This is a genomic window from Mesorhizobium sp. M0136, from assembly GCF_040322515.1.
Lineage (GTDB): Bacteria > Pseudomonadota > Alphaproteobacteria > Rhizobiales > Rhizobiaceae > Mesorhizobium.
Genome location: NZ_JAMYTP010000011.1, coordinates 126,340 through 143,863 on the forward strand (window position 1 = coordinate 126,340; position 17,524 = coordinate 143,863).

Annotated in this window: 12 protein-coding genes and 4 pseudogenes; 11 read left to right on the forward strand and 5 right to left on the reverse strand. The window is 60.6% G+C overall.

Annotation, left to right across the window (positions count from 1 at the left end; translation table 11 throughout):
- The first annotated feature begins 138 nt into the window (after nt 1-138).
- A pseudogene (locus NKJ35_RS15600) lies at nt 139-3,524 on the forward strand (acyl-[ACP]--phospholipid O-acyltransferase).
- Nucleotides 3,525-3,940: 416 nt separating this feature from the next.
- On the opposite strand, the pseudogene NKJ35_RS15605 reads toward NKJ35_RS15600, so the two are convergent.
- The 3 pseudogenes from NKJ35_RS15605 to NKJ35_RS15615 all read right to left on the reverse strand — a co-directional run.
- Nucleotides 3,941-4,905, reverse strand: a pseudogene (locus NKJ35_RS15605) (quinone oxidoreductase family protein).
- Nucleotides 4,902-5,677: pseudogene (locus NKJ35_RS15610) on the reverse strand (alpha/beta fold hydrolase). Before NKJ35_RS15610 ends, NKJ35_RS15605 begins: the two co-directional pseudogenes overlap by 4 nt.
- Nucleotides 5,678-5,793: 116 nt before the next feature.
- Nucleotides 5,794-5,874 (reverse strand): annotated as a pseudogene (locus NKJ35_RS15615) (cytochrome P460 family protein); the annotation flags it as partial.
- An 803-nt stretch (nt 5,875-6,677) separates the two neighbouring features.
- On the opposite strand from NKJ35_RS15615, the gene NKJ35_RS15620 reads away from it, so the two are divergent.
- Entirely contained in the window at nt 6,678-7,055 is a 378-nt protein-coding gene (locus tag NKJ35_RS15620) for a TfoX/Sxy family protein (RefSeq protein WP_352648213.1), read from the forward strand.
- A gap of 281 nt (nt 7,056-7,336) precedes the next feature.
- On the opposite strand, the gene NKJ35_RS15625 is transcribed toward NKJ35_RS15620, so the two are convergent.
- Nucleotides 7,337-7,852 carry a Ros/MucR family transcriptional regulator gene (locus NKJ35_RS15625; RefSeq protein WP_352648216.1) on the reverse strand — a complete coding sequence of 172 codons (516 nt, stop codon included), beginning with the start codon at nt 7,850-7,852 and terminating at the stop codon, nt 7,337-7,339.
- A 510-nt stretch (nt 7,853-8,362) separates the two neighbouring features.
- On the opposite strand from NKJ35_RS15625, the gene NKJ35_RS15630 reads away from it, so the two are divergent.
- The 5 genes from NKJ35_RS15630 (at nt 8,363) to NKJ35_RS15650 (ending at nt 11,121) form a co-directional block, all read left to right on the forward strand.
- Nucleotides 8,363-8,563 carry a hypothetical protein gene (locus NKJ35_RS15630; protein ID WP_352480157.1) on the forward strand — a complete coding sequence of 67 codons (201 nt, stop codon included), beginning with the start codon at nt 8,363-8,365 and terminating at the stop codon, nt 8,561-8,563.
- A complete protein-coding gene (locus NKJ35_RS15635) occupies nt 8,560-8,763 on the forward strand; it encodes a hypothetical protein (RefSeq protein WP_352479385.1) in 204 nt (67 codons plus the stop codon). Before NKJ35_RS15630 ends, NKJ35_RS15635 begins: the two co-directional genes overlap by 4 nt.
- A 553-nt stretch (nt 8,764-9,316) precedes the next feature.
- Nucleotides 9,317-9,529 carry a DUF982 domain-containing protein gene (locus NKJ35_RS15640; protein ID WP_352648220.1) on the forward strand — a complete coding sequence of 71 codons (213 nt, stop codon included), beginning with the start codon at nt 9,317-9,319 and terminating at the stop codon, nt 9,527-9,529.
- 163 nt (nt 9,530-9,692) lie between these two features.
- Complete coding sequence (locus NKJ35_RS15645) at nt 9,693-9,806, forward strand: DUF2905 family protein (protein ID WP_352648223.1); 114 nt, start codon at nt 9,693-9,695, stop codon at nt 9,804-9,806.
- A gap of 376 nt (nt 9,807-10,182) precedes the next feature.
- Nucleotides 10,183-11,121 carry a GlxA family transcriptional regulator gene (locus NKJ35_RS15650; protein ID WP_352648225.1) on the forward strand — a complete coding sequence of 313 codons (939 nt, stop codon included), beginning with the start codon at nt 10,183-10,185 and terminating at the stop codon, nt 11,119-11,121.
- Nucleotides 11,122-11,722: 601 nt separating this feature from the next.
- Here the strand turns inward: NKJ35_RS15650 and NKJ35_RS15655 are convergent.
- Nucleotides 11,723-12,781, reverse strand: coding sequence for a LacI family DNA-binding transcriptional regulator (locus tag NKJ35_RS15655; protein WP_352479381.1), 1,059 nt, complete (start codon nt 12,779-12,781; stop codon nt 11,723-11,725).
- Nucleotides 12,782-12,941: 160 nt separating this feature from the next.
- Between NKJ35_RS15655 and NKJ35_RS15660 the strand changes: the two genes are divergently transcribed.
- From NKJ35_RS15660 to NKJ35_RS15675, 4 genes are all read left to right on the forward strand, one after another.
- Entirely contained in the window at nt 12,942-13,931 is a 990-nt protein-coding gene (locus NKJ35_RS15660) for an autoinducer 2 ABC transporter substrate-binding protein (RefSeq protein ID WP_352479380.1), read from the forward strand.
- An 87-nt stretch (nt 13,932-14,018) separates the two neighbouring features.
- The gene (locus NKJ35_RS15665; RefSeq protein WP_352648230.1) at nt 14,019-15,533 is read left to right on the forward strand and encodes a sugar ABC transporter ATP-binding protein; all 1,515 of its coding nucleotides are present in this window, start codon (nt 14,019-14,021) and stop codon (nt 15,531-15,533) included.
- Nucleotides 15,526-16,527 carry an ABC transporter permease gene (locus tag NKJ35_RS15670; RefSeq protein WP_352648233.1) on the forward strand — a complete coding sequence of 334 codons (1,002 nt, stop codon included), beginning with the start codon at nt 15,526-15,528 and terminating at the stop codon, nt 16,525-16,527. The genes NKJ35_RS15665 and NKJ35_RS15670 overlap by 8 nt, the downstream gene beginning before the upstream one ends.
- A complete protein-coding gene (locus NKJ35_RS15675) occupies nt 16,524-17,519 on the forward strand; it encodes an ABC transporter permease (RefSeq protein ID WP_352648235.1) in 996 nt (331 codons plus the stop codon). Before NKJ35_RS15670 ends, NKJ35_RS15675 begins: the two co-directional genes overlap by 4 nt.
- Nucleotides 17,520-17,524 lie beyond the last annotated feature (5 nt).

Genomic DNA, 17,524 nt, shown 5'->3' on the forward strand with positions numbered 1-17,524 from the left:
AGTGTAACCGGGTTGCCACTACAAAAGCTCAAACCGTGCAAGACCGCTGATCGATACGACCTCGATCTTCAACGGTCTTGCCCAAAGGAAGCCGCCGCAATGGAAATCGCCTCGAACGACGACACGAACAGTCATTTGATGAGGTCACGGCGCTTTGCGCCTCTCTTCTGGACGCAGTTCCTGTCCGCCTTCAACGACAATTTCCTCAAAAACACGCTGGTGTTCCTTATTCTGTTCACCCTGGCGGCCGACAAGGCGGCATCACTGGTCACGCTGGCGGGAGCGGTATTCATGGCTCCCTTCCTGCTCTTGTCCGCCCTTGGTGGCGAGATCGCCGACCGGTTCGACAAGGCCCTAATCGCCCGTCGGCTGAAATTCGCCGAGATCGCCGCTGCGGCTGTCGCTGTCGTTGGAATCGCGCTGGCGTCGATCCCGGTGCTGATGATCGCGTTGCTCATGTTCGGCGTCATCTCGGCACTGTTCGGACCGATCAAGTACGGCATCCTGCCGGATCATCTCGAGCGCAAGGAATTGCCTCGCGCCAATGCCTGGATCGAATCGGCAACCTTCGCCGCCATCCTCGGCGGCACTATCGCCGGAGGCGTCGTCTCGGCCGATGGCATAGGCGTCTCGGTGTTCGGGCCGATCATGATGATCCTTGCCGTCGCCTGTTGGCTTGTCAGCCGCTACATCCCGTCGACCGGTCTTGCGGCTCCCGGCCTAGTCATCGACAAAAACATCTTTCGCTCGACGTGGCGACAGCTGAACGGCCTGCGTGCCGACAAGCGGATCTGGCGCGCCGGACTGATGACGTCGTGGTTCTGGCTGATCGGGGCCATCGTCCTTTCGATCCTGCCTACGTTGGTGAAGGATTCGCTCGGTGGCGGAGAGATCGCTGTCACCGCCTATCTCGCGGTGTTCGCCGTCTCGATCGCCATTGGCTCTGCTATAGCCGCATGGATGTCGCAGGGCCGCATCGTGCTCTTGCCGGCCCCGGTTGGCACGGCGTTGATGGCGCTGTTCGGCTTGGACCTGGCCTGGACCATCTGGAGCACGCAGCCCTCGCTCAGGGCCGAAACGCTCGCAACATTCTTCGCCCGGCCAAACACGGTCCATGTTGCGATCGACCTTGCGGGAATGGCTATTGCCAGCGCCTTTCTTGTGGTGCCGACCTTCGCCGCAGTGCAAGCCTGGGCGCCCGAAACGCGCCGCGCTCGCGTCGTCGCCGCCGTGAGCATCGTCAATGCAGGCTTCATGACGTTAGGTGGCATAGTCGTCGCCGCGATTCAGGCAGCCGGCGTCTCCACTGGAGGGATCCTGTTCGGCCTCCCGCACTCAACGTAGTCGCCGCCTGGCTGATGCTGAGATACCTGCCGACAAATGCCTTCCGCGACTTCGTTTCCATCCTGTTCCGAGCCTTCCATCGTCTGGAGGTGGAGGGGCTGGAGAACCTCAAGGCGGCGGGCCCGGCACCAATCCTGGCGCTCAATCATGTCAGCTTCCTCGACGGTCCGCTGGCTCTGACGCTGACGGATGAGGAGCCGGTGTTTGCCATCGACTACACCATCGCCCAAGCCTGGTGGATGAAGCCGTTTATGAAACTTGCCCGCGCCCTGCCGCTCAATCCGGCCAAGCCGATGTCGACCCGCACGCTTATCAAGATCGTGCAAGGCGGCGATCCACTCGTCATCTTCCCGGAAGGCCGCATCACAGTGACGGGCGGCCTCATGAAGGTCTATGACGGTGCCGCCATGGTGGCCGACAAGACCGGCTCGATGGTCGTGCCGGTACGCATCGAGGGGCTGGAGAAGAGCTATTTTTCGCGGCTGACCTCGGTGCATGTGCATCGCCAGCTGTTCCCGAAGGTCAAGGTGACCATTCTGGAGCCGGTCAAGCTTGAAGTACCGCTGGATCTGAAGGGCCGCAAGCGGCGCGCCGCGGCGGGCGCTGCCCTTTACCAGGTCATGTCGGATCTCGTCTTCCGCACCCAGGACATTGACAAGACCGTGCTGGAGAAGATCATTCAGACGGCGAACGAACGCGGCATGAAGCAGCTCGCCGTGCAGGACCCGGTCACCGGTTCGCTGAGTTACGGCAAGCTGCTGACAGCCGCCGCCGTGCTTGGCGAGAAATTCAAGCACCTCTATGCCGGCCAGCAGACGCTCGGCATTATGCTGCCCAACGCCAACGGCGCCTGTGCGACGCTGCTCGGCGTCATGTCGGCGGGCAAGGTTCCGGCGATGATGAACTTCACTGCCGGTGCGGCCAACATCCTCTCCGCTTGCCAGGCCGCCGAGGTGCGCACCGTGCTGACCTCCCGCACCTTTGTGGAACAAGCAAAACTCGGCGCCGTGGTCGAGGAGCTCGGCCGCTCGGTCGACATCGTCTGGCTCGATGATCTGCGGGCCACAATTGGCTTCAAGGACAAGCTGCTCGGCCTTTTGCGCAAGAATACCCCCCGGGTGGCCCGCAAGCCCGAAGACCCAGCGGTGATCCTCTTCACCTCGGGGTCCGAAGGCACGCCCAAGGGCGTGGTGCTCACCCACCGCAACATCCTGGCCAATGCCGCGCAAGCTGCTTCGCGGATCGACTTCCATTCGGGCGACAAGGTCTTCAATGTGCTGCCGATCTTCCATTCTTTCGGCATGACGGCGGGCACCGTGCTGCCGCTCATCTCGGGCGTGCCGATCTATTTCTATCCCTCGCCGTTGCACTACCGGATCGTGCCGGAGCTTGTTTACGCCTCAAACGCAACGATCATCTTCGGCACCGATACGTTCCTTGCCGGCTATGCCCGCACCGCGCACCCTTACGACTTCCGCTCAGTGCGCTACTGCTTTGCCGGCGCGGAACCGGTCAAGGCTTCGACGCGCGCGACGTATATGGAAAAGTTTGGCCTGCGCATCCTCGAAGGCTACGGCGTGACCGAGACCGCGCCGGTGATCTCCATCAACACCCCGATGTACAACCGCTCCGGCAGCGTCGGCAAAATCATGCCGGGTATGGAATATCGCCTGGATCCGGTCCCCGGCGTCGAGGATGGCGGACGGCTTTTCGTGCGCGGGCCTAACGTCATGGCAGGCTATCTGCGCGCCGAGAACCCGGGCGTGATCGAGCCGCTCGAAGACGGCTGGCATGATACGGGCGACGTCGTCGGCATCGACGACGTCGGCTTCATCACCATTCTTGGCCGCGCCAAGCGCTTCGCAAAGATCGGCGGCGAAATGATCTCGCTGGCCGCAGTCGAGGCGCTTGCGGGCGAATTGTGGAAAGGCTCGCTTTCGGCGGTCGCCACCATGCCGGATGCACGCAAGGGTGAAAAGCTGATCCTCATCACCGAGGCCGCTAACGCCACACGCACCGATTTCCTAATGTTCGCCAAGGCTAATGGCGGCATGGACCTGATGGTGCCCGCCGAAGTGCGCGTCGTTGCGAAAGTGCCGGTCCTGGGCTCAGGGAAGCTCGACTTCGCCGCCGTAACAAAAATGGTCCGCGGCGCAGAGATGAAGATTAACGCCGCTTGAGCCCGTCAATGGCCGACGAACCAAGCCGGCCCGCTCTCCCGCGCAGTCTCATGCGATTGCCGCCCCGGCAAGTAACGCCGGTACTTCACCAGGTCGCCGAAATCACAGGTTGCGCGGCCGCCGGTCTGTCGGACCTTTTGGAATTTACATATATGACTATCACGGATCGCCAAACTCCGCAGGAGCAGTTCTGGATCGATCAGTACTTTATCGCGGACCTGGAGACCAATCTCAAAAGCCAGACCCAGTGCCAGAATGATCAGCGATTTCGACGATCTCTGCTCCGCTCTCGCGCCAGGGCAGCGGAGGCAGCTTGACGGAGAAGGCAATCGAGGAGCGGCAATGGGCGGAGTGATCTCGGAAACTTTGCTTATTGACGCCTCCCGAGAACCGTATTGTGAGAAAGGCCGGATGGCTCAGGGGACGAGCAGAAGCTTTCCCGTCGTGCCACGGCTTTCCATATCGGCATGTGCGCATGCTGCTTCGGCGAGCGGGTAGACGCCGCCGATCCGGATCTTCAGGTCGCCGCTGGCGATCCAGTCGAATAGTTGTCCGGTGCGGGCGCGAAGCAGTGCCGGCGTGTGGATATGATCGAAGAACCTTGCGTAGCCGATCTTGATGCCTTTCGGCAGGGTCACGATGTTGAACGGTCCGGGACCGCCCAGCCCCGGGCCGTACCAGCAGAAGGTGCCGGAGCGGCGCAGGGAATCGAGCGAAGCCTGAAAGGTCTTCGGGCCGGAACCGTCGTAGACGACGTGGACGCCTTCACCGGACAGGCGAACGACTTCCTTGGCGAATCGCCCCTCGGTGTCTACGATCACATGGTCTGCTCCGGCCTCTCTTGCCACGGCGATCTTGTCAGCGGACGAGACGCGGCCGATCACGTGCCCGCCTCTCAGCTTGATGATCTGGGTGAGCAGCAATCCGACGCCTCCGCCGCCGCATGGACCAGCGCGACGTCGCCGGGCTGGACGGGATAGAATTCGGTGGCGAAGTGGCTGGCAGTGAGCCCCTTCATCATCACGGAAGCGGCCGTACGATCATCGATCCCGTCCGGAATCGGCACGAGCGCGTCCGCCGGTACCATCGCCCGATCTGTGTAGCTTCCAGGCGCGTACACCCAGGCAACCCGTTGTCCGGGCCGGAAATGCTCGACTCCATCGCCCACGGCGAGCACCCGCCCGGCACCCTCTACGCCCAGAACCTTGGGATTGGGCGTTTCCGTCTAGGCCATGCCCTGGCGGACGCCGATGTTCATGAAGTTCACGCCCGCCGCGGCGACCTCGACCAGAACTTGTCCGCTCGCGGGAGCAGTTTCGGGGCGCTCGACGATTTCGAGCGCATCCGGTCCCCCGGTGCGGTTCATGACGACGGCTTTCATCGCGATATCTCCCTGGCGGCATTCTCGATCAGCCGCGCTACGGGCCCAGGATTCGACACCATCACCACATGCGAAGCACCCTTAATCGCGATCGTTTCGCGGGCGTGAGCCCGTTCAGCCATGTAGGCAGATGCTCGCGGCGGGATGTTCTTGTCCGCGTCGCCGTAGATGAACCAGCTTGGATGCTCTTCCAAGCAGCCTTGGCCTGGGCTTCGTTGACGGCGGCTTCCGCGATCGGCCGCTGCGTTGCGGCCATCAGTCTGGCTTGCGCTTCGGGAGCGTCGGCGGCAAACTGATCGTGGAACTTGTCCTGCTGAATGTAGAGATCCTTTCCACCGCCCGACAGCGCGACAGGAGGAGCGAGTGTCGGACCCAACGTGCTGCCTGGAAACTTGCCTGCAAGTTGCGCAGCGGTTTCACCCGCCTCCGGCGCAAATGCGGCGACATAGACCAGCGCCTTCACATTGGCATGACCATCGGCAGCGTCGCTGATCACCGACCCGCCATAGGAATGGCCGACGAGAACGACCAGGCTTTCTATCGAGGAAAGCACGCCGGCGACATAGTCTCCGTCGCTTCTGACGCCTCGCAGCGGATTGGCTGCCGCTACGACGGAAAAGCCGTCCTTTTCAAGAATCTCAACGACACCGTTCCAACTCGAAGAGTCAGCGAAGGCGCCGTGAACCAGAACGATGCTGGGTTTGTCGGGCTGCGCTTGTGCGTTACCGAACGTGGCCGCGATAATTGCGAGGCCTGCGAGCAAGTTTTTCATTGGAACATCCTTTCGTTGTGGGGTGCGGTCTTCACCGCGTCGAGCGCAGGTGAGGGGCGGGGATGCCGCAAACTCGCCCTCGTGTTCGCCCTGCGTTTCTCTGCGCGGGAACCGAGTTACGGCGCGTAGCGGGTAAAGACGTAGTCGTGTCCCTGGACACGCGTCTCGTGGCAGGCGAAGCATGTCTCGTGCTGCGCGACAGCCACGGAACCACAGGACTGAGCTTGCATTGCCCAAACAGGGCAGCAGCGCGCAATCGGGCGAAGAGCTGATTCTTGCGGCCGGGAGGCAACCGGGCGAACACTCCACGGCGGTGTCGAGGTCGAAGCGGCCGCCGTCGAGCAAGCGGGTGCGAGCCGGCTAGCGGGTGATCGTGTTCGGGGGCCCAGCGGCGCCCGCGAGCGCCGATACATAGGCATCCGCACGTCTCAGCGGTGCTTAACGCAGGCATGAAGTAATCCACTTGGCCAAAAAATGGGGTATGCAACGGGTATCTGCAGGGCGCAGGTATCACGGATACACGCCTAGACGGCACGCTTCCGTTCCGGCAAAGCTGCGAATCGCGGGGCCACTGGCAATCCGCAGGTCGGCGGGTTCAGGCAATGCTCATTGAAAAGATGGGCCGCCGACTTCCCTTTTTCTGTAAAGCTCGGCCGGTTGTCGCTCTCAATTGCCGTCGATTGATTGGCGGGACGTAGCGACCCGGAGGGCAAGGAGACAAATCGGAGGGGGTCACCCGCTCGAGGCGAAGCCGAAAGGGCGACGCATGATATGCTAGCGGATCTGCGGCGATCCTGCACGAAGCGCGGGCCAGGCCGGCGCGAAGGAAGGACGCGGAGACCGATTTTCTCCTTGCAGGGGAGAGGGGATAGCGCCCCCTTTTTCCGTCAGGCGAAACAACTTCGCCCCGCTGAGGGAAGGGGACGCCGCGCCACTCCACTTGAATCTCCACCCGCTTCCGTGCTTGCCTGTCTCCCGCAAATCGCAGAGGGCGGTGAGCATGGCAAAGTCAGTCACCAGCATCGCACCCGACCCCATGGTCGAGCGTCTGCGCGCCGCCCTTGGCCCGCGCCAAGTCACCGAACAAAAGATGTTCGGCGGCACCTGCTTTATGCTCAACGGCAACATGCTGATCGGCACCTCGAAGCGCGGGCTCCTGGTGCGCGTCGGCAAGGAAGGGCACGCGGCGGCTGCCGCCCGCCCGCACGCGCGGCCGATGGAAATGGGCGGACGTTCGATGGAAGGTTATGTCCATGTTGCGCCGGAGGGCACGGCCACCGAGGCGGATCTCCGTGGCTGGCTCGACCTTGCGCTGGCATTCGTCGAAACTTTGCCGCCGAAGATCAAATCTGCCAAGATCGCGACGAAGCGGGCTTAGGCCGCTGGCCCGCCACCTTCCGCACGCGCCGGAACACATGGCCCGGAAGGGAGCGATTGGACATTGCATGTGCGGCGCGGCGACTTGGGTCTACTCGGGCGTCTACTCTCCGGCCACCGTTTCCAGCTCGGCGGCGAAAACTTTCTGATCCCGGTCGACGCCTCCCTGAAGCAGGGCGGCGGACATTGAAGTCCAGGCCATCAAGCTCAACGATGCTGGAACAGTAGGCTTCGCCATTTTAAGGTACGACACCGCAAGGACCTCCTTTTTCGTGCAGCACGCTACGATTTGACGAGTGCCTTGCGCGCCTTCTTTACCGGCGACTTAACAGCCGTCGCGGGGCGAGCAGCTCGTTTTGGTTTTTCCGCCGCAGTTGTTGCCGGTGCTGCCGTCTTGCGCCCCAGCCCTATTGATTTTGCCAAGGCCGAGCGGGTGGCCGCGTAGTTTGGCGCCACCATCGGATAATCTGAGGGAAGGTTCCATTTTTGGCGGTATTGGTCAGGGCTCAGATTGTAGTGCGTCCCGATATGACGCTTCAGGGATTTGAATTTCTTCCCGTCTTCCAGGCAGATGATGAAATCCGGTGTCACTGATTTCTTGATGGACACCGCGGGCTCCAGCTTGACTGCGGCTGGAGCCACAGGTGTGCCGATCCCTTGCAAAGCAACATAGGTATCCCCGATCAGCTTCGACAACTCGCCGACCGGCAGGGGATTGTTCGACACGTAGGCGGAAACGATGTCGGCGGTAATTGATACGAGATCAGCCTGGTCGCTTTGGTCTGGAGAAACGGTCATCGAGTTTTCCTCTTGTCTAATGTCGCGCGTTGAAACGGATGGGCTGTTTATTGCCAAATCACGCAAACAATTCGTTATTCCGCCAACAAACCTCATTCGTTGCAAATATCAAGCCGGCAAGCTTCGCTTCCATCGACTCAGCCTGGGACGCGCTCGATCTCGATAGCGAGCGGCTGACAAGCTGGCACGCCCAGCATGGCTGGGGCGCTGGCCCGCGAGCGACGGATCATCAGCGCGACCGGCATGCTGAATGGTCAGTGAGGGGACGTCCACCTTGACTTCGGCACTTCGGCCGGCACCTCGACGTGCAAATCCCTGGGCAGATCACGAGAGCCCTTCTAAGCCACACCGCGGCGGGACGCTCTAAGACGAGCATGCGCAATATTCTTGCGCGAAATATTCCCGGACTGAGGGCAAAGCAACGATGACCAACCGTACGTTTCTTACATCCAATTGAAGCCAACCAAGAATAGATTATTATTCCGCTGGGGCGTATCGTTGGGGGGATGGATGAGCAGTGTTCAAAGGGTAAGTCCAGTTCTAGAACAAGCAATCGCTGCACTTCTAAACAGGGCCGAGTATGACGGCACCGTTTCGATCAAAGCGGCAGTGAAGGAAATTAGGCGGGCTGCGCCTTATTTGGCCGCATCCGATGAAGAGCTAACCGAGGCGATTTTCGAAGTATCTGCTGCCATGGGCCTGTCTCAATGAGTGGCATTGCGTATCCTGGTGATCTGGCTTTGTTAAAGCAGGTCTTTGATCGTGTCTGCGCCGAGGCAGGTATCTCCGTTGGTAGCATGGAGGCGGAGCGCCTGAGCGTGAGCGCAATGGAACTCTTCTCGGACGGCGAGTTCGACGAGGCCGTTCTTTATGAACGCCTTCGGCTTGTTGCCCGCTCCCTGCCGAGATGAGCCTGAACATGACCGCCGATCTCCACGAAATTCTAGCGAGCATTTCGCTCGATACGAAATCCTCCTGTTGATGCAGGAGGGGCAGTTCGCCCGCGTTGCACTGCTGCGCGAGATCGGGCCAATTTTTTGTGGCTGATATCTGCCCACTACTTTGCGTGGGCGCGAACGGACTTTTTGCCCTCTAAATGGCTGCTGCCTAGGAAGGAGGGATGCTACGCCGCGCCTGTTAAAGCTCAGAGCGTGCCCGCTTGTTCGTCCTCAACCTCCGCCTCATGGCGCCTGCGCCCCCACATGAACAATATCGCCCAGGGCGAATGAGCATCCGCTGCCGCAGACCTTCCGGCTGAGCAATCAACCTTATCGCCACGACGAAACCGACCACCAGCCAGACGGCCAGGGCGACACTTACCTTCAGATCTTGCATATTGATTGCTGCTGAGACTGCCGACACCCTCGATGGACATTCCGAGAAGTCCCGTCAATTCCCGCCAACGCGGTAGCCGCGCTATATTCCGACTTATGGCACTTCATTTGGTTCAACCCTCCAGTATTTGTGAAGACCGACCGACCCGGGGTCACCTACGGCGTCAATCACGTCGAGGGTGCTGCCGAGGAACTCATGAAATGGCCTAAGAGGGGACCTAAATGGAAGCTGGCGCTGCAGTCCTGCATAGATGGGTTTGAGGGCAGGGTGTCGCCTCAGGAGGTCCGCATGGCCTTCGAGGCCGCTGCCAGAGAGGAGGGGATGCTCCGCTCCTCTGGATAGGCTTGATTTGCTCGCTGATCTCAGCTCCCACAACGTCGCGTGTCCCAAATGGGAGCGCTATCGCCCGGGAAAATGAACATAGCAGGCCATCCAAACGTTCAGGTAGCGGCTCGCTCCTGCGCTGAAACAACAATCGAGAATTCCCCGATCCGTTTCGGGCGCCATGTCGCGAACGCCGATTGTCGTTGATTTGATCATACTTGCACGAGGCCTTTTGTCGCCCTGGTTGTCGCGGGTCGGTCTGGGCAGATTGCCTGGTGATGGTGATCGAACGTAAGAACTTCACGTTCTACGCTCCGATCGGCACCGGATTCTGCTTAGCGTCGTGTCTCGTTTGTTCTGTGGCTGCTTAACCAATAGCCAGGACGCCGAGCCCGCGTCGCCGGCGGAAAAGAACGACGCAGGCCGATCGAAGCTATCCGATCTGGCAGCAAAACTATGAGGGGACGGGTTTGTGGCGTGCGCCGAACTTTCCCAGCCTCCGCCGCGCGAATTGGCGCAGGGGCCGGTCAGGCGTGCCGGGCTGCCAGGTGCTCGCGGGCCGCAGGCGAGCCCATGCGCATGAGCCGCAACGTCATTTTGGCCCCAGGAACCTGCCTGGCCGCCCCACCGTTCAGCGTTCCCTCGTCTTCTTCCTTGTGCCGGATTTCACCATGGTCGCCTTTGCGACGGCGCTGGAGCCTATCCGCATCGCCAACCGGATGCTCGGTTACGAAGCCTACAAATGGCGGCTCGCAAGTATCGACGGGCAGCCTGTACCCGCTTCGAACAACGTGTTGTGCTCGGTGAACACGTCGTTGGAGGACGAGCGGCGTAAGATGGCTGCCCCAGATAGGGCATCGATGGTCATCGTCTGCACCGGCATCAACATCGAGCGCTATTCAAACAAGGAAGCCTTTGCCTGGTTGCGCGAGGAACATAATCGCGGTGTTGCGATCGGCGGGCTCTGCACCGGTGCGCATGTGCTCGCGGCTGCCGGGTTGCTCTCTGGCAAACGCTGCGCCATCCATTGGGAAAACCTGCCTGGCTTCGCCGAGGCGTTTCCGAACGCCAACGTTTTTGCCGACCTTTTTGAGGTCGACCAGAACATCTATACATGCGCCGGCGGGACTGCTGCTCTCGACATGATGTTGAAGCTGATCGGCGATGATTTCGACGACACTCTGGTCAGGCACGTATGTGAGCAGGTGCTGACCGATCGAGTACGCAGCCCGAGCGATCACCAGCGACTTCCTCTGCGAGCACGGCTTGGCGTTCAGAACTCCAAGGTGCTGACGATCATAGAACTCATGGACGCCAATCCGTCCGAACCGATATCGATTGGTGATATTGCCGACCATGTCGGGCTCTCGCGACGGCAGATCGAGCGTCTGTTCCATCTCGAAATGGGTCGCTCCCCGGCCCGCTATTATTTGGATATCCGCCTTGAGCGCGCACGGCATTTGCTGATCCAGTCAGCCTTGCCCATAGTCGAAGTGGCCATCGCGTGCGGCTTCGTTTCGGTGTCGCATTTTTCCAAATGCTACCGGGAACTCTACGCCCAGACGCCGCAGCAGGAACGACTGAACAGGAAACATCCCGTCGCTGTCTAAAAAGTCACCGGCATTGCCACATCCGCATCCGGTTCGACCAAAAGGGCTTCGACGGCGTGGCCGCACTCAGTCTTGCGATGGGGCGCATCTCAGCCCGCACGTTTTCGTTGCCGCCTCCATTGCACACCGCACGACGTCCGCAAGTCGCGGCAATAAAACGTGGGCCCTTTGGTCGAGTTGCCATTCACCCGAATGCGATCAGCGGATCCGTGGCATCGAGCCAGTCGCCGGCCAGCACCTCGGCTATGGTGCCGTCGCGTTTGGCATCATCGCTTCGACAGCAGTACGTCGCCAGCCTTCACCGCCCGGCCGCGCGCAACCGAAGGGCGCCGAGACGACGCCAGGTTTCATTCTCAACTTTCTCCTGAGGCTACTCAACAGATAACGAGTCCGGCGAGCTTGCGTATCCAGAGCAAGGACGCGAGCCGATCGGAGCAACTGATCCAGCAGCAATACTGTGAGGAAAGGTTTGCTGCGAGCGCCGAACTTCCCTGCGCGCCACTGTTCCGCTGCCGCCGCTGACTTCCATAAAGACGCTACATGTGCCAGGCGTTGATGCCTGGATGAAGAGAGCTGTGCAAAGACCGGTTCTTGGGGCGCTTCACGCCATATCCTTCAACGTGTCCAGCGGCCCTTTCAGGGCAGACCTGGGCTGGATCAACTCCGGCGCAATCAGGAAAATCTGCGGGGCCGTGGGAGGTTCATTGATCAGTTCGAACGCCTTCGCAATCATCGCCTCAAAATTCTGCCGCACCATGATTACGGGGAAAGGCAGGAAAGAGGCGAAGGGGTCATAGTCGTAGCAACCGACGACAAGCTCGCTAAACATCTCCGCCGGCCGGCCCGCCATGAAACGCAGCAGACCCTCCATATTGATCGACGAATTGATGAACAATGCGCGGGGCAACTTGCCATGGCGTTGGCAAAATGCCTCGAAGGCACGCAATGTTATGTCGGGCGAATAGCCGGAGGACTGTACTCCGTCATCAGGGTCGGCGCCCAACAGTGCCTTTTTGGTCGCATGGAAGGCGGCGATGCGCTCGCGGCTTGCGTGGTCGTTGCGGCCACCAAACAGAAACAGCTCGTCCGGTCGCAGGGGGTCATCATTGCCGAACTGGCGGATGATTGCCTCCGTCAGCATCCGCGCACCCTCATAGTTGTCGCTGATCACCGAATGCGCCTTTGCTCCCGGGAGGTCGATGTTGACATGCCTCAGTCCCGCCGCCTCGCAGACCTCGTGCACGCCGTCGGGATCGGTGGCGCCGACGATGAAGAGCTGGTCGATTGAGTAGGAAATCAGCGTCTCCGCGGTCCGGCGTTCCTCTTCCGGGTCGCGGCTGGCACTGACCACGACCGGGCATTGACCGCGGCTGCGCACATGTCCCTCAAATGTCTGCGCCATTGAGGAGAAGTAGCGATTGTCGTGGATGGGCAGCATCAGGCCGACGAGGCCAGATCGCGACCGTCGCAAGCCTCGCGCCTGCAGATTGGTGGTGTACTGGTGGCGTTCGGCGAGGCTGAGAATTGTTTCCGCCGTACTTTCCTTGATGCGGCGCTTGCGCCAAGTGCCATTCAGCACTGCGCTCACGGTCGACGGCGAACTGCCCGATAGCACGGACAGATCATAGATCGTCGCCTTCTTCTTGACCTGCTGATCCATCTGGCCTCCGGAGGGTCTCTTTAGAGCAATATTCGGTTGGAGCAATATCTCCCTTGACGAGCGCACCCTGATGCAAGATAGTCTTTGCACCATCGATTGTGCAAGCGCAAATCGGTAGCGGAGGTATGTTCCCAAGGGGAACGTTATGGGAGGAGTTCAGATGAAAAAGTTGATGATCGCGGCGCTCGCCGCGACCCTTGTGCTTGGCGGCTCAATCGCTGCCATGGCTCAGCAGGCCGGCAAGGTCGGCGTCGTCGTCAAGATCGGCGGCATTCCCTGGTTCAACGCAATGGAGGCGGGCATCAAGGAGCGCGGCCAGAAGCTCGGCGTCGACGCATTCATGGTTGGCCCGACCAGTGCCGATCCGGCACTGCAAGTTCGCGCCATCGAGGATCTGATCGCACAGGGCGTCAAGGTCATAGGTGTCGTGCCGAATGACGCGAAGGTGCTTGAACCTGTCCTGCAGAAGGCGAAGGACGCCGGCATCATCGTCATCACGCATGAATCGCCCGGCCAGAAGGGCGCCGACTGGGATTTCGAACTCGCGTCCGCGACCGGCTTCGGTGAGGCTCATGCGAAGCTCTTGGCGGACAAGATGGGCGGCAAAGGTGAATATGCAGTCTTCGTTGGTTCACTGACAGTGCCGCTGCACAATGCCTGGGCCGATGCGGCAATCGCGTATCTGAAGAAGAACCATCCGGACATGAAGCTGGTCGGCGATCGTTATGGCGTCGCCGAGGATGTGGACAAGAGCCGCAGCACTGCACTTGACCTGATTTCCGCCAATCCCGGCTTGAAAGGCTTCCTTGCCTTCGGCAGCCAAGGCCCGATTGGCGCTGGTCGTGCAATCGAAGAGCGCCGGAAGGTGGGCCAGATATTCGTGCTCGGCCCATTCTCGCCGGGGCAGGGCCAGAAGCTCATCAAGAGCGATGCGATCTCCGGCGGCTTCATGTGGAATCCAAAGCAGGCGGGTGAGGTCTTCGTCACGCTGGCCGACCAACTCATGAAGGGCAAAGAAGTCAAGGATGGCGATACGATCGAAGGGCTAGGGACAGTCAAGCCCGACTTCGAAAACCATAACATCATCGTCGATCAGCTGGTCCCGATCAACAAGGACACTGTCGACGGCCTCGCGGCGATGGGTCTGTAAAGCCTCCCAAGGCTGTGGCAGCCGGGCTGGCCTCGAGCCTGCCCGGCTGAGGATGTGTTAACGCGATTGGATCCAGGGTTCAACTCCATGGCTGATCAGGCACTCGATGGCGTCGCATCACGGCCGTTGCTGTCGCTCCGCAACGTCAACATGACGTTCGGCGGCGTGAAGGCGCTGAAGAATGTAAGCTTTGAGGTGCTGCCGGGCGAGGTGCATTGCCTGGCCGGCGAGAACGGCTCCGGCAAGAGCACGCTGATCAAGGTCATCACCGGCGTTTACAAGCCCGAGGCGGGCGCCGTGATCGACTATGACGGCCAGAGCTACTCCCACATGTCGCCGGTAGCGGCGCAGGCCGGCGGGATTCAGGTCATCTGGCAGGACCTCGCCCTGTTTCCCGAGATGACTGTCGCCGAGAACATCGCGTTCCAGACTGTCATCGGCCGCTGGCCGCGGCTGGTGAACTATGCCGAAATGCGCCGTGTCGCGACCAACGCCTTGCAACGTCTTGGTATTACCCTCGATGTCGATCTCGCCCTACACCATTTTCCCATCGCACAGCGGCAGATCGTGGCAATCGCGCGCGCCCTCGTCGGCCAGGCGAAGCTCGTCTTCATGGACGAGCCGACGGCGTCGCTCACTCAATCTGAAACCGACTATCTGCTGGACATTGTGCGGAACCTGTCGGCGTCGGGCGTTGCCGTTGTGTTCGTCAGTCATCGCCTGGCGGAGGTTCTCGAAATCTCCAGCCGTGTGACGGTGCTGCGCGACGGCGCCTTGGTTGGCGTCTTTCCGACCAAAGGTCTGACCCAATCGCGCATTACAGAGCTGATGACCGGCAAGACCTTCGACTATTCCGTCCTGCATCGCGATTTGAGCACGAGCCCGGTTACGCTCGAGGTCAAGGGGTTGTCGCGGCCTGGCGAATTCGAGGATGTGTCATTGACGGTCCGCCGCGGCGAGACGCTCGGCGTCACCGGGTTACTCGGGGCAGGGCGCACCGAGCTGGCGTTGACCTTGTTCGGCATGCGCAAGCCGAGGTCCGGCTCTGTTGTGCTGGATGGCAAACCGGTCCGCTTCGGTTCCAACCGTGACGCGATCGCCGCCGGTGTCGCCTATCTTTCGGAAGATCGGCTGTCGCTAGGTCTCATTCAACCCCAGGCAATTGCCGACAACATGGTCATTGCCTCGCTGGACAAGATTCTCTCTGGCGGTTTCATTTCGAGCGATCGCAAACGATCCCTAGTCACTAGTTGGATAAGGGATCTCGGCGTTAGGATCGGAAAGCAGGAAGACGCGGTCTCGACCCTGTCGGGGGGAAATCAGCAACGTGTCGCCATTGCAAAATGGCTGGCGACTGAACCGAAACTGCTGATCCTCGACGGACCGACGGTCGGTGTTGATGTTGGCGCGCGTGCCGGCATATTCGATATCGTTTCCAAGCTGGCCGACAGCGGCCTGTCGATTATCCTGATCTCGGACGAGGTCCCTGAAGTCTATTTCAACGCGGACCGTGTGCTGCATATGGCTCAGGGGCGCATTGTCGGCGAATATGTTCCCGGCGTCACGTCCCTACAGGCGATCGAAGCGGCGGTCTATGCGTAGGTTTGTCCGCTCTCACGCAACGGAGCTGGCTTTGCTCGCCGTGATCGCGGTCATCTGCGCCTTCCTGTCGTTTGCGACAGACCGGTTCTTCACCCTCGGCAATGCGTTTGACCTCCTGAACACAAGCTCGGTCAACATCATCTTCGCCGTCGGTCTGCTCGTCGTGCTGATTGCCGGCGGCATTGACATCTCCTTCGCGGTTGCAGCCTCCGTCCTGCAATATCTGACGGCAATCGTCCTTGGCTGGATAGGCGGCGGGAATTGGATTGTCGGCCTCACCATCGCTGGCGCATTGGGCATCGCGTTGGGCTGCATCAATGCTTTCCTGATCCACAGGTTCAGGATCATCTCGATCGTCGCCACGATTTCGACCTTCAACATTTTCTTCGGCTTGCTGATGTTCTTCACAGGCGGCGTTTCAATCTACAATCTGCCGGACTGGCTCACCGCCCGCGTGGTCCTGTTCGAGCGCGAGATGGCTGATGGCACGTGGGCGGAGATCACCCTACCCGTGCTCATTATGGCGATCTGCGTATTCGCTACCTGGGCGTTGATCACGCGCACGACCACTGGTCGCCAGCTCTACGCTTTCGGCGACAATCCGGAAGGCGCGCGCCGCTTCGGCATCAATGTTGGGGCCATGCAATTTATCGCGTTCGGCTGGCTTGGCCTGATGGCGGGCATCGCCGGTCTCGTCCAAGCGCATTACGCGCAGGAAGTGGTGCCCAACGCCCTATATGGGCGCGAACTCGACGTCCTGGCAGCCGTGGTCCTTGGCGGTGCACGGCTTGGCGGCGGCAAAGGCAGCGTGCTCGGCTGCATCCTTGGCGTTCTGTTGGTCTCGATCACCCAAAACGGACTTAATTTGATGGGCGTGTCGCCTTTCGCGTTCAAGATGATCGTCGGCACCATCATCCTGGCCGCCATTACCCTTTCGAACACCAGCATTGAACGGCTGCTGCCGTTCCTGAAAAGCCGGCGGATGCCTTCATGACGGTTGTGATTGAACGCGTCCGCAACTTGCTCGGCCCCGAACTGGCAGGTCCGCTTGCCGCGTTTGCGGTAGTCATGATCGTGTTCGGCATTGCCGCACCGAACTTCCTTTCCCGGGCTACTTTTGGCTCCGTCGCCTACCAACTGCCGGAGCTCGGCCTGCTCACACTCGCCATGCTGCTCCCGATCCTGACCGGCGGCCTGAACCTGGCCATCACCTTCACGGCCAACATCGCCGGGCTGACGCTCGCTTGGATCCTTCAAAGCCAGGGCGGCGTCGACGCGGGCATCGGTGCCTTTGTCCTTGGCTCGATCCTTGCCCTTGCGGTCGGAGCACTTAGCGGACTGATCATGGGGCTCGTCATCGCCTACACCAAGGCTCACCCGATCCTGGTCTCGCTGTCGATGATGATTTTCCTGCGCGGTCTTGGTGAGTTCCTGACCCACGGCGGCGACGTGTCCGGCTTTCCCAGCTTCCTGGCGCCGATCGGCTACGGTTCGATTCTTGGGATCCCGGTTCCGTTGCTCATATTCATCGCGTGTGTGCTGATCTGGCACCTCCTGCTGACGCGCATGAAGCTGGGCTTCAACACCTATATGATCGGCTCCAACATCGAGGCCACGCGCTACTCCGGCATCAATACGCGCAAGGTGCAGGTTCTGGTCTACACATTGTCCGGTGCGATGTGTGCGGTCGCCGGCATCATCATGCTGGCCCGCTTCAATTCGGTGCGTGTCGGACACGGCGAGTCCTACCTGCTGATCACTGTGCTTGCCTGCTTTCTTGGCGGGGTCAATCCATTCGGCGGCTTCGGTCGCGTGATCCCTGTCTTCGTCGCGCTCGTGGTGCTCCAGTTACTGTCCTCGGGACTCAATCTGATGGGCGCCAACCAGCATCTGGCGACGGCGGTCTGGGGCATTTTGATGATCACGGTGATGATCCTGCGCTGGCTTGCCGGGCGCCTAAAGTTCCTGAACACAAACAAAGGGTGAGTTAG